Source organism: Mixta theicola (assembly GCF_002895925.1).
GTDB classification, from domain to species: domain Bacteria; phylum Pseudomonadota; class Gammaproteobacteria; order Enterobacterales; family Enterobacteriaceae; genus Mixta; species Mixta theicola.
On record NZ_NWUO01000005.1, the window covers coordinates 116,698 to 129,347 of the forward strand.

General features: G+C 55.9%; 11 protein-coding genes. 3 read left to right on the forward strand and 8 right to left on the reverse strand.

Annotation, left to right across the window (positions count from 1 at the left end; translation table 11 throughout):
• Window positions 1-164: 164 nt before the first annotated feature.
• The 7 genes from mglC to COO59_RS08680 all read right to left on the reverse strand — a co-directional run bounded on the left by mglC (window position 165) and on the right by COO59_RS08680 (window position 8,583).
• Window positions 165-1,175, reverse strand: coding sequence for a galactose/methyl galactoside ABC transporter permease MglC (gene mglC / locus COO59_RS08650; RefSeq protein ID WP_103059399.1), 1,011 nt, complete (start codon window positions 1,173-1,175; stop codon window positions 165-167).
• Window positions 1,176-1,194: 19 nt separating this feature from the next.
• Complete coding sequence (mglA, locus tag COO59_RS08655; RefSeq protein ID WP_103059400.1) at window positions 1,195-2,712, reverse strand: galactose/methyl galactoside ABC transporter ATP-binding protein MglA; 1,518 nt, start codon at window positions 2,710-2,712, stop codon at window positions 1,195-1,197.
• Window positions 2,713-2,779: 67 nt separating this feature from the next.
• Complete coding sequence (gene mglB, locus COO59_RS08660) at window positions 2,780-3,775, reverse strand: galactose/glucose ABC transporter substrate-binding protein MglB (protein ID WP_103059401.1); 996 nt, start codon at window positions 3,773-3,775, stop codon at window positions 2,780-2,782.
• A 455-nt stretch (window positions 3,776-4,230) separates the two neighbouring features.
• Window positions 4,231-5,271 carry an HTH-type transcriptional regulator GalS gene (gene galS, locus COO59_RS08665; protein ID WP_103059402.1) on the reverse strand — a complete coding sequence of 347 codons (1,041 nt, stop codon included), beginning with the start codon at window positions 5,269-5,271 and terminating at the stop codon, window positions 4,231-4,233.
• Window positions 5,272-5,427: 156 nt separating this feature from the next.
• Window positions 5,428-6,591, reverse strand: a complete 1,164-nt coding sequence (yeiB, locus tag COO59_RS08670; RefSeq protein ID WP_103059403.1) for a DUF418 domain-containing protein YeiB — start codon at window positions 6,589-6,591, stop codon at window positions 5,428-5,430.
• 39 nt (window positions 6,592-6,630) lie between these two features.
• On the reverse strand, window positions 6,631-7,296 hold the full coding sequence (folE, locus tag COO59_RS08675; RefSeq protein ID WP_103059404.1) for a GTP cyclohydrolase I FolE: 666 nt from the start codon (window positions 7,294-7,296) through the stop codon (window positions 6,631-6,633).
• Between the two features lie 135 nt (window positions 7,297-7,431).
• Window positions 7,432-8,583, reverse strand: a complete 1,152-nt coding sequence (locus COO59_RS08680) for a YbfB/YjiJ family MFS transporter (RefSeq protein ID WP_103059532.1) — start codon at window positions 8,581-8,583, stop codon at window positions 7,432-7,434.
• 106 nt (window positions 8,584-8,689) lie between these two features.
• On the opposite strand from COO59_RS08680, the gene ptrR reads away from it, so the two are divergent.
• Genes ptrR through fghA form a run of 3 tightly spaced genes read left to right on the forward strand, consistent with a single transcriptional unit; the run spans window position 8,690 to window position 11,575 of the window.
• Window positions 8,690-9,610 (forward strand): putrescine utilization regulator PtrR, encoded by a 921-nt coding sequence (gene ptrR, locus COO59_RS08685; protein ID WP_103059405.1) that lies wholly within the window; start codon window positions 8,690-8,692, stop codon window positions 9,608-9,610.
• On the forward strand, window positions 9,597-10,733 hold the full coding sequence (locus COO59_RS08690) for an S-(hydroxymethyl)glutathione dehydrogenase/class III alcohol dehydrogenase (protein WP_103059406.1): 1,137 nt from the start codon (window positions 9,597-9,599) through the stop codon (window positions 10,731-10,733). The genes ptrR and COO59_RS08690 overlap by 14 nt, the downstream gene beginning before the upstream one ends.
• Window positions 10,733-11,575 (forward strand): S-formylglutathione hydrolase, encoded by an 843-nt coding sequence (gene fghA / locus COO59_RS08695; protein ID WP_103059407.1) that lies wholly within the window; start codon window positions 10,733-10,735, stop codon window positions 11,573-11,575. Before COO59_RS08690 ends, fghA begins: the two co-directional genes overlap by 1 nt.
• A gap of 116 nt (window positions 11,576-11,691) precedes the next feature.
• Here the strand turns inward: fghA and COO59_RS08700 are convergent, their stop codons facing one another.
• Window positions 11,692-12,633, reverse strand: coding sequence for a sugar phosphate isomerase/epimerase family protein (locus COO59_RS08700; protein WP_103059408.1), 942 nt, complete (start codon window positions 12,631-12,633; stop codon window positions 11,692-11,694).
• Window positions 12,634-12,650 lie beyond the last annotated feature (17 nt).

Consider the following 12,650-nt stretch of genomic DNA (forward strand, 5'->3'; position numbering starts at 1 on the left):
GCATCAGGCGGCAAAAAATCGCTGAGGATGGGTGGGATAAGGCGATGCAACAGGCGACAACAGCAAAAGCGTTTAACAGGAAGCGTTTGGCGTTACGGCCGCCAGGAAGGAAAAGCCCCGCTGCCGTAAACAGAAAGCGGCGGTTTTCACCGCCGCCTTATCGCTTATTTTTTGCGCGAATATTTTAAAGAATCCAGCGCCACGGCGAAAATGATAATGCCGCCTTTGATAATGTACTGCCAGTACGGGTTAACCCCGATGTAGGTCAGGCCGTAGTTGATAACGGTAAAAATCAGCACCCCGGTCACCACGCCCGCTACGGTGCCGACGCCGCCGGCAAAGGAGACGCCGCCCACCACGCACGCGGCGATGGCGTCCAGCTCATACATAAAGCCGAGGTTGTTGGTGGCGCTGCCGATACGGCCCGCTTCCAGCATCCCGCCGAAGGCATAGAACACGCCGGACAGGGCGTAAATCAGGATCAGGTTAAAAGGAACGTTAACGCCTGATACCTTTGCCGCTTCCGGGTTACCGCCGATAGCAAAAATGTTTTTGCCGAAGCGCGTTTTGTTCCACAGGATCCAGACAAACACGATAGCGATAATCGCATAGAAGGTGATGTAGGAAAGTTTAAAATCACCAAAACGCAGGTAGCCCTGGGCAAACGCCGAGAAGCCCGCATCAAATCCGGCAATCGGCGAAGCGCCCACGAAATCGTAATAGAGCGAGTTAATGCCGTAGACGATAATCATGGTGCCCAGCGTGGTAATAAACGGCGTCACCTTCAGGTAAGCGATAATCACGCCGTTAACCAGACCAATCAGGGCGCCGATGGCGCAGACAATCAGGATCACCAGCGGGATCGGTAAAGTATCCATGCCGGGGAAAACTTTATTGGCGTTTTCCATCGACTGCAGCAGCGTTGCCGCTACCACCGCCGCCAGCCCTACCTGCCGCCCGGCAGAAAGGTCTGTCCCCTGGGTAACAATTAATCCGGCCACGCCCAGCGCGATAATAATACGCACCGAAGACTGGGTCAGAATATTACTCAGGTTCATTAAGCTGAGAAAAGTGGGGTCCTGGAAAATGATAATTGCCAGCAGCACCAGCAATACCACATAAATGCCGCCCTCTTTTAACCAGGTCAGCGCATTCTTTTTAGTTGTAGCTTTCATGGTAACAACCCTTACATCGTTAAAGGTGTAACGACGCTAAACGTAATATTTCGTTCTGCGTGGTATTTTTGGTTTCGACAATACCGGCAACGAGACCATTACTCATTACCAGGATCCGGTCGGTAATTCCCAACAGCTCCGGCATTTCAGAAGAGATAATAATGATGCCTTTATCCTTCTTCGCCAGTTCGGAAATAAGCTGATAGATTTCAAACTTCGCGCCAACGTCAATACCGCGCGTAGGTTCATCCAGCATTAATATTTCCGGCTGGGTTAACAGCCAGCGGCCAATAATGACTTTCTGCTGGTTACCGCCGGAAAGCGAACCAATGGAAGTATGATGCCCCGGCGTTTTTACCCGCATGGCATCAATCACCCACTGGGTATCGCTTTTCATTCGGCTGTTATCCAGCAGGCCGAGCCGGTTTTTATACTGGCGCATATTGGAAATTAACGAGTTAAAGCCAATGTCCAGGTAGGCATAAATCCCGGTTGAGCGACGCTCTTCGGTTACCAGCGCAAAGCCGTGATTAATCGCTTCGTTGGCGCTGTGATTATTAATCGCCTTGCCGTGCAGCTTAATAGTGCCGCCCGACTTTTCGCGGATGCCAAACAGCGTCTCGACAATATCGGTACGCTTGGCACCCACCAGACCGGCAATACCCAGGATCTCGCCTTTATGCAGATCGAATGAAATATCACGAATCGACGGCTGACGCAGCGACGTCAGGTTGCGCACTTCCAGAATCACTTCGCCCGGCACGTTGGTTTTGTCGGGGAAGCGCTGGTTCAGCGAGCGTCCCACCATCATGGCGATGATCTTATCCATATCCAGCCCTTCCAGCGGCTGGGTGCTGATCCACTGGCCGTCGCGCAGAATGGTGATTTCATCGCACAGCTGGAATATCTCTTCCATCTTATGAGAGATATAAACAATGCCGCAGCCGCGATCTTTTAGCTTACGAATAATGGTGAAGAGATGATTCACCTCTTTCTCGGTCAGAGAAGAGGTCGGCTCATCCATAATCACAATTTTAGCGTCATAGGAAAATGCTTTGGCAATTTCCACCATCTGCATTTGCGAAACGGAAAGCAGCGCGACTTTATCACGCGGATCAATATCAATATCCAGCTCGTCAAAAATGGCTTTGGTGTCGCGATACATTTTATCGTGATCGACAAATAGCCCTTTTCGCGGATAACGACCCAGCCACATGTTATCCATTACCGAACGCTGCAGCACCAGGTTTAATTCCTGATGCACCATTGAGACGCCATTTTCCAGCGCTTCTTTCGCGCTGTGGAAGTTAACCTCTTTACCCTGAAAAATAATGCTACCGCTGTCCTTACTGTAAATACCAAACAGGCATTTTAATAAGGTCGATTTACCCGCGCCATTCTCCCCCATCAGCGCGTGAACGGAATGCGGTCGGACTTTTAGATTCACATTATCTAAAGCCTTCACGCCGGGAAATGACTTATTAACATTGGTCATTTCCAGCAAATATTCATGCTGTGCTGTTTTTTCACTGGCCATAATTTACCTGGCTAAATGTGTCTGCGTCTGGCAAAAAGGGCACAGCTGGCGCTGCGCCCGACTTCGTTTATTTACTGAATTGAGCAAGGTTTTCTTTATCTACCGCAACGTAAGGAATACGCACGATTTTATTTTCCAGCTTAAAGTTGGTGCCTTCGGCAGCAGATTTACCGTCCGCCAGGTTTTTCGCCAGTTCAAACGTGGCTTTCGCCTGGTTTGCGCCGTCGTTCAACACCGTACCGGCCATCGCGCCCGATTTTACCAACGCCAGCGCTTCCGGCAGCGCATCGACGCCAAATACCGGAATGGAAGACTTATTGTGCGCCTTCAGCGCTTCAACCGCGCCCATTGCCATCGCATCGTTGTTGGCAATCACCACTTCAATTTTGTTGGAGTTAGGGCCAGAGAGCCAGGCGTCAACTTTATCTTTTGCCTGAGCGGTATCCCACATGGCGGTATCCAGCGCCAGCTGCTGCGTTTTGATGCCGTCTTTGTTCAGCGTATCAATTACATATTTGGTACGCGCTTCAGCATCCGGGTGGCCCGGCTCGCCTTTCAGCAGAACGAACTGAATCTGACCGTCTTTATTCAGATCCCATGCTGGCGTTGTTTTCCAGTGTTTCTCAATCAGCTGCCCCTGGATAACGCCGGACTCTTTAGAGTCGGTGCCGACGTAATACGCTTTGTCGTAGCCGGCCAGCACTTTGGCGCTCGGTTCTTTGTTGAAGAACACCACCGGCACATCGTTGCTGCGCGCTTTATCAATCACCACGCCTGCCGCAGCCGGGTCAACCAGGTTGATCGCCAGGGCTTTAACCCCTTTTGCCAGCAGAACGTCAATCTGGTCGTTCTGTTTTGACTGGTCGTTCTGCGAGTCATTCATCAGCAGCTGAACGCCACCGGCGGTCTGCGCATCTTTTTCCAGATCCTTACGCACCATCGACATAAAGTTATCATCATATTTATAGATGGTAACGCCAATACGGGTATCTGCTGCGTGCGCCGTTGCACCAAACATCATGCTGGCAACCAGGGCTGTGAGGGTGAAAACCTTTTTATTCATAATATTAGTATCTCCGGTTTTTACAGGGGTCGTTCTACATCCAAACCCTCCATCCGATGGATGAAGGTGCGCGGATACTCAGTGAAAAAATCGGCCTGGGCGGGTAGTTGATCAAACGTTACGCAAAGCCGACGGATTGCTGACACAAAACCTGACTTCCTTAATCGGTAACGCTTCCTGGAAAGTAATGCCAAACGGGTGCGCGGCGCGCTGTATACCCGTCATACTTCAGGTTGCAGGTGCGTTGGCTTTCCTCGCTCACCCCGCTCACTTACTGATGTAAGCTCCCGGAGATTTACTCTGTCGCCGCCTGCCTGCAACTCGAATCATGTAGGGTACAGAACGATTCTGCCGGGGCTAAAACCGTTACATGATGTTTCATCGCCGTTAAGTCGCAGCTATCATAGAGAGCCGTATGTTAATTAACTGTGAATTTACTCACAGATTGAAAACGGTTACATAGCGGAATCGTTTGAAAGAGTGACCGGCCCCACATTTTGCCGCGCGGCCACTGAATGACGACGCACCAGAGTAGGCATAAAACAGTGCCGGGCGCTGGCATCCAGCTCACCGGCAGCGCCTCTTAACGCCAGCTCGGTTGCCAGTTTCGCCATTGAAACAATGGGATAGCGCACGGTAGTCAGCTGTGGATCGGTGTAACGCGAAATGGGAATATCATCGAAACCGATTACGGAAAAATGCTGCGGCACCAGAATACCGTTATCTTTTAAGGCGGTTAGCGCGCCGGTGGCCATGCTATCGTTGTAGGTAAACAGCGCCGTCAGCTGCACATTGCGCCCCAGCAGCTCAACCATTGCCGCCTCCCCGCCCTGCATATCCGGCTCGCCGCTGCCAATCCAGACCTCAGGCGGCGTTATGCCCTGCTCATGCAGCGCCTGCAGCCAGCCCGCCCGCCGCTGTTCCTCATCCTCAATCGGATGGCTGGAGCCCAGATAGCCGATGCGCGTGTGCCCCTGCTGCAACAGCATGCGCGTCGCCATCAGCGCGCCGCTAACGTTATCCAGCCCTACGCAGCGATATTCATAGCCGGGTACGATGCGGTTAACCAGCACCATGCCCGGCACCTGATCCATAAAGCAGCCCAGTTCGGCGTCGGAAAGCGATTTAGAATGCACCACCAGCGCGTTGCAGCGCTGACGGATCAAAACCTCAATGGCGTGCCGCTCTTTCTCTTCCTGATGCCAGGAATTACTGATTAGCACATGCTTTTGCACCCGCTGTGCCACGGTATCGACCGCCTTAACCAGCGCGCCAAAAAAGGGATCGGAAACATCCATCACCACCACGCCAACGGTGTCGCTCACCTGCGTCGCCAGCGCCTGCGCATTGGCGTTTGGCCGGTAGCCCAACGTATCCACCGCTTGCTGCACGGCGTCACGGGTTTCAGCCGTCACCGCGCTGCTGTTATTCAGCACGCGGGAAACCGTAGCGACGGAAACGCCCGCCAGACGCGCGACGTCACGAATGGTAATCATGATAAATGACCTGAAATAAAGAAGTTGTACTGCATGTTTTACCTGCCGACTGGGATTGCTGGCGGCTATTCTGGCAGGCAAGCGCGACAGGCTACGTGAATCAGGTCACACTGATGAAAACGGTTACATACAATTTTGTAACAATTGTGACAGGCATCATTGTCCGGGGCGGGCGTTATTCAGCGGCTTGCCCGCCGCCAGCCGGGTGAGCTTACGCCACAGCCATTCCAGCGGTCCCTGACGGAACCGGCGCAGCCACAGCGTTGACAGCAGCAGATTAGCCAGCCAGATCGGCGGCACCAGCAGCAACAGCTGCAGGCGATCGAAATGCAGGAACAGGCCAAAGCGGTAAAACAGCGTGGTGCAGATCAGGGTTTGCAGCAGATAGTTGGTTAACGCCATGCGGCCTATGCAGCAGATGGGATGGGTGATTTTTAGCTTTGCCAGCTGCGGCCAGAAGCCGAAGCAAAGCGCAGCGTAGCCGAGGCTGACCAGCGGCGCGGCCAGGTCGCGCGGCGCCTGCAGGTAAAACGCCGACCAGCGAAACGCCCAGCCCAGCTGCCACTGCAGCAGCGTCGCCGGCAGCTGAATCAGCCAGCCGAGCGTTAATAAAATAACCGCCATGCGGCGATAGTGACGGCGGCTGAACGCTCCCTGCAACCAGCCGTTGCGCATCAGCGCGCCGCCGATCATCATCAGCCCCGCCAGCTGCCAGCCATACTGCGCGCCCAGCGCCAGCAGCATTGAAGAGAGGTGATTAAGGCGGTTTTGCACCGCATCCCAGCCGCCGTTTAGCTTCCAGAAAACTTCATACTGAATATCCGCCGCGCCGGGCAGCCAGGAGCGCGCCGGTTCCGGTGAGGAGATCAGGCCAAACAGCAGCAGTACGCCAACGCCCACCAGATAGAGCATCACGCCGGTATTCAACAGCGAGCGCGTGGAGGAAACATCGCGGATCATTCGCCAGGCGATCAGCCCGATAATGCCGTAGGCGAGAAGAATATCCCCATCCCATAAAAAAATGGCGTGAATAAACCCGAAGATCACCAGCCAGCTTAAGCGCGCCTGGAGCCAGCGCTTGCCGCGCGGCAGCAGCATTTGCAGGCCCGCGCCGAATAACAGGGCAAACAGCGTGAGGAATTTACTTTGCGCCAGCAGATCGAGCGCCACCCAGCTAAGCGCATCGCTCAGGGAAGGCTGGCCGTGCCAGGCGGGATTGAGGTAGGCGGCGGAAGGCAGGCCGAAGCCGCTGATATTCAGCAGCAGGATACCGAGAATGGCGAGACCACGAATAAAATCCAGCGTGATATTTCGTTGCATGCCGGTTCCTGCTGCGCTTCCCTCTGTCGTCAGAGGAGATTAGTTATGACGCACCGCGCGTAAAAATTCCTGGCGCGTGTTCTGGCTGGACTTAAACAGGCCGCCCAGCGAGGTGGTAGTGGTCGCGCTGTTGGCATCGCGAATGCCGCGCGCCTTCACGCAGTAATGCACCGCATCAATCGATACCGCCACGTTATTGGTGCCGAGCAGCGTTTGTAACGCAATCAATATCTGCTGCGTCAGACGTTCCTGCACCTGCGGACGCTGGGCGAAGAACTGGACGATACGGTTGATTTTCGACAGGCCAATCACTTTATCTTTGGGAATATAGGCAACGGTCGCCTGGCCATCAATAATCACGAAATGGTGTTCACAGGTGCTGGTCAGGGTAATGTCCCGCACGGTAACCATCTCATCTACCTTCATTTTATTTTCAATGAGGGTGATTTTCGGAAAATTAGCGTAATCCAGACCGGAGAAGATTTCATTAACGTACATTTTAGCGATGCGATGTGGCGTTTCCATCAGGCTGTCATCTTCTAAATCGAGATTGAGCAGCTGCATGATTTCAGTCATATGCCCGGCAATCAGCCGCTTACGCGTTTCGTCATCCATTTCACGTACGGGCGCACGTAACGGGGTTTCCAGTCCACGCGCAACCAGCGCTTCGTGAACCAGAGCAGCTTCATGACTTAACGTCGACATGTGAGGTTTCTCCAGCAGGTGTAACAGCCGATAATCGCCAACGTGGTCGTTATCGGGGTAATAATCTGAGGGCGTATTCTGAAGGACTCCGCCCGGTTTATCCAGTGAATACGCGTAATCGCTGCTGAAATCGCTTCATGCAGCGCGCCGCCATACCAGGCCGCCAGCCAGCAGCAGCGCCGCGCCGGCAACGTACAGCGCGGGATCGAGGCGATGCAGAAACAGGCTGGAAAGCGAGGAGAGCATCGGCCCTGCCAGCTGGCCGATGGCGTAACCGGTGGTCAATAATCCCGCCAGATAGCGCGCATGCTGCGGAGCCAGCTCGCGGCCATACTGCAGCGTAAGCTGCACCACGCACAGAAAGCCGCCGCCCGTCAGCAGCGCGCCCAGCACCAGGCCGCCGATCCCCGGCATCAGCCCGCCGATAAACACGCCCAGCGCCTGCGCCCATAGCGCAATCGCCAGCCGGGTATGCGTTGCGGCCAACCGCCGGGTAAGGATGCCGAGACCAATGCCGACCACCGCCGCCCCGCCGAAGATCGGCCAGACAAACTGGGCGAACAGGCTGTGCGGGAAGCGCGTCGCCGCCAGCTGAGAGAGAAAGGTCGCCGGAAGGATATAGCCAAAGCCCGCCAGGCTATAGCTCCAGACCAGGCGTTTAAGCCTGGCGTTCAGCACCAGCGGCGCGGGCGCCGTTTCCGGCCGGTGCAGTTCGCCCCGACGCGGCAGGTTTATCGCAATCGGCGCGACCAGCAGCAGAGCCATCGCACCGTAGGCCAGCCATGCGCCTGCCGCCGTAAAATGATAACTGTTCAGCATCACCGCCAGCATCCCGCTCAGGAAAATACCGATGCCCGGCCCGGCAAAAACCATCGCTAACAGGGCTGGTCTGCCATGCTTTTGCAGCTGTTCGCCGCTCCATGCCGCCACCAGCACCATCGCCCAGCCGCTGGCCCAGCCGATAAGAAAGCGCAGCGCGCCGTGTAGCCAGGGATGGTTCAGCCACGCGGCGAGCAGCGTGAGCGCCACCGCTCCCCAAACGCCCGCCTGCAGCCGCCACTCGACGCGCCGTCGGGCGCGCATCGCATCAAAGGATCCGCACAGATAGCCAAGATAGTTAAGCGCCGCCACCAGGCTGGCGCTGGTTAGCGTCAGCTGATGTTCGGCGATCATCAGCGGTACCTGCGGCGTAAAGGCAAAACGCCCGATGCCCATCGCCACCACCAGCGACAGCAGCGCACTGAGCGCAATCCGCCCGGCCCCTGCGCTAGCGCGTAGAGTCTGCATATTCAAAATCATCTTTTGTCATTGCACGGTTGCGCCCATGATGCCCGAAGTTTAAACTCATGAAAACTGAATAATTACAACCAAGTTAATTACGGTAAGAGAACAGATGGATTTAGTCCAGTTACGTATGTTCTGCCTGGTCGCCGAAACCGGTTCGGTGGCGCGCGCCGCAGAACAGCTGCACCGTGTCCCTTCTAACCTGACCACGCGCCTGCGCCAGCTGGAACAGGAGATCGGGGTTGACCTGTTTATTCGTGAAAAACAGCGCCTGCGTTTATCGCCGATGGGCCATAATTTTCTGTGCTACGCCCAGCGTATTTTGACGTTGAGCGAAGAGGCGCTGAGCATGGCGCGCACCGGCGAGCCGGGCGGCAATTTCGCCCTCGGCTCGATGGAAAGCACCGCCGCCACGCGCCTGCCAAACCTGCTGGCCGCCTATCATCAGCGTTATCCGGCGGTGGCGCTCTCGCTGATCACCGGCACCTCCGGCGAGATTATCGACCGCGTGCGTGCAGGAACTCTGGCGGCGGCGCTGGTTGACGGACCGGTTAACTATGAAGAGCTGAACGGCTGCATTGCGTTTCGTGAACGGATGATGCTGATTTCCAGCGTCGGCCATGCGCCGATCCACAGCGCGGTTGACGCCAGCGGCGATACGGTTTTCGCTTTTCGCACCAGCTGTTCCTATCGTTTGCGGCTGGAGGAGTGGTTCCGCGCCAGCGGCGTCCAGCCGCATAACGTCATGGAGATCCACTCCTATCACGCGATGATGGCCTGCGTCGCCAGCGGCGCCGGCGTGGCGCTGATCCCGCAGTCGGTGCTGGCGCAGATGCCCGCCCGCGAGCGGGTGCAGGCGCACGTGCTGCCGCCGGAGTTTTCTGATACCGCCACCTGGTTAATCTGGCGGCGGGACGCGTTTACCCCCAACGTGGAAGCGCTGAAACACCTGATTATTGAACAGTTTGACGACAAACCCGTTAATGATGAACTGATGCATCCTTTGGAGCTGATAAATGGAAATGATTAAAACCCGTGCCGCCGTTGCCTGGGCCGCAGGCGAACCGCTGAAGATTGAAGAAGTGGATTTGATGCCGCCGCAAAAAGGCGAAGTTCTGGTGCGTATTGTCGCCACCGGCGTTTGCCATACCGATGCTTACACGCTGTCGGGCAAGGACCCGGAAGGAGTATTCCCGGCGATCCTCGGCCACGAAGGCGGCGGTATTGTCGAAGCCGTGGGCGAAGGCGTGACCAGCGTCGCGGTGGGCGATCATGTGATTCCGCTCTACACGCCGGAATGCGGCAAATGCAAGTTCTGTCTTTCCGGCAAAACCAACCTGTGCCAGGCGATTCGCGCCACCCAGGGGAAAGGCCTGATGCCGGACGGCACCACCCGTTTCTTTAAAGACGGTAAGCCGATTTTCCACTATATGGGCACCTCGACCTTCTCTGAATACACTGTCGTGCCGGAAATCTCGCTGGCAAAAATCAGCAAAGAAGCGCCGCTGGAAGAAGTTTGCCTGCTGGGCTGCGGCGTCACCACCGGTATGGGCGCGGTAATGAACACCGCCAAAGTCAAAGAAGGCGATACCGTCGCGATTTTTGGCCTGGGCGGCATCGGCCTGTCGGCGATTATCGGCGCGAAGATGGCGAAAGCGGGCCGCATTATCGGCATCGACATCAACACCAGTAAGTTCGATCTGGCCCGCAAGCTGGGCGCAACCGATCTGCTTAACCCGAAAGATTATGATAAGCCGATTCAGGACGCGATCGTTGAGATGACCGACGGCGGCGTGGACTATTCATTTGAGTGCATCGGTAACGTTAACGTTATGCGTTCAGCGCTGGAGTGCTGCCATAAAGGCTGGGGCGAGTCGGTGATTATCGGCGTGGCGGGCGCGGGCGAAGAAATTTCCACCCGCCCTTTCCAGCTGGTAACCGGACGCGTCTGGCGCGGCTCCGCCTTTGGCGGCGTGAAAGGCCGTTCGCAGCTGCCGGGTATCGTGCAGGATTACCTCGACGGCAAATTCCAGCTCAACGACTTTATTACCCACACCATGCCGCTGGAGAAGATTAACGATGCGTTCGAGCTGATGCATGAAGGCAAATCGATCCGCTCCGTGGTGCATTTCAGTAATAAACAGGAGCCATAATGCCAACGACGCTGGAATTACTGGAAGAGCATCGCCTGTTTGGTGGCTGGCAGCAGCGCTGGCGTCACCACTCATCGGTGCTGGGCTGCAATATGACTTTCGGCATTTTTCTGCCGGGGCCGCAGGGCGATGCGCCGCCGCCGGTAGTCTGGTGCCTGGCGGGCCTGACCTGCACCGATGAAAATTTTGCGATTAAGTCGGGCGCACAGCGCGTAGCGGCGGAACTGGGGCTGGTGCTGGTGATGCCCGATATCAGCCCGCGCGGCGCCGAAGTGCCGAACGATGAGGGCTACGACCTGGGCCAGGGCGCCGGTTTCTATCTGAATGCGACGCAGGAACCGTGGCGGCAGAATTTCCATATGTATGATTACATTAACGAAGAGCTGCCGGCGCTGATTGCCGGCAGTTTCAGGGTAAGCGATCGTCAGGCGGTAATGGGACATTCGATGGGCGGGCACGGCGCGCTGATGCTGGCGCTGCGTAATCCGCAAAAATTTGCCTCCGCCTCCGCGTTCGCCCCGATTGTGAATCCCTGCTCGGTGCCCTGGGGCCAGAAAGCGTTTAGCGCCTATTTAGGCGAAGATCGCGAGCAGTGGCGGCAGTATGACAGCTGCTGGCTGATGCAGCAGGCGCAGCAGCCGCTGCCGTTGCTGATCGATCAGGGCGACAGCGATGGGTTCCTCGCCGATCAGCTGCAGCCGGAGCAGCTGGAAGCGATCGCGCAGCAGAGCGGCTGGCCGCTGACGCTGCGTATCCAGCCGGGCTACGACCACAGCTATTTCTTTATTGCCTCGTTTGTTGCAGATCACCTGCGCTTCCATGCGCAGCATCTGTTGGCATAATACCAGGGGCGGCGCTGGCCGCCCCCTTTAATCGCTGAAAACTTGCCAACCCTGTGGTGCAGATGTCACACCATTGCGCCTGCAGGGCCGTTTATTGAGAACGCTGCCGCGGTTTTTTAACGGCTAATGGTGGCGTTAAGCGCGTCAATAGAGGTTTGTAAGCCCGCCTCCACGCTCATGGTTAAATCTTCCATTTCCAGCGAGACATCGCCGTCGTAGCCGGTCATGCGTAATACCGAGAAAAACTCTTTCCACCACTGCAAATCTTTGCCGCAGCCTACCGCAACATAGTTCCAGGTACGCGTTCGGGTGTTAGTCACGGGCTGATACTCTAACAGGCCATCCACATCGGCCAGGCCGCGTTCGATACGGGCATCTTTGCCGTGAACATGGAAAATGGCCCCTTCCAGCTTACGCACTGCCGCAATCGGATCCGCGCCCATCGCAATCAGATGCGAAGGATCGAGATTCATCCCAATCATTTCCCCTACCGCGTTACGTAAACGCAGCAGCGTTGAAGGGTTATACACCAGCTGGCTGGGGAACTCTTCCAGCGCAATTTTTTCAACGCCCTGTTGTCTGGCATACTGGGTAAACTTTTTCCACCACGGGATCGCCACTTCATTCCACTGATATTCAATTACGCCAGGCATATAATCCGGCCATGAAACGGTCGAAGTGATCCAGTTCGGAACGCGATCTTCCGGCCCGCCGCCGGGCAGGCCGCTCATCATAACAATCTTCTTCACGCCCAGTTTGCCTGCCAGCTCAATGGCCCGATAGCTGCTTTGCGTATGTTTTTCGCCCAGCTCGCCGGGAGCCAGCGGATTACCGGAACAGTTCAGCGCCACGATTTCCATATCGCGTTTGTCGAGCTCTGCGCGGAACTGATTAAGTTTTTCCGCAGACGCTAACAGTTCTTCGGTTTTAACGTGCGGGCACGGTGACCAGCCGCCAGCCGTCATCTCTACGCCGCTGATGCCGTAGCTTTTTACTTTATCCAGCATCGCCGGGAATGAGAGTTCCGCGAGAACATCAGTACATAATGCAAGTTTCATGCTGCATCCTTAATTAA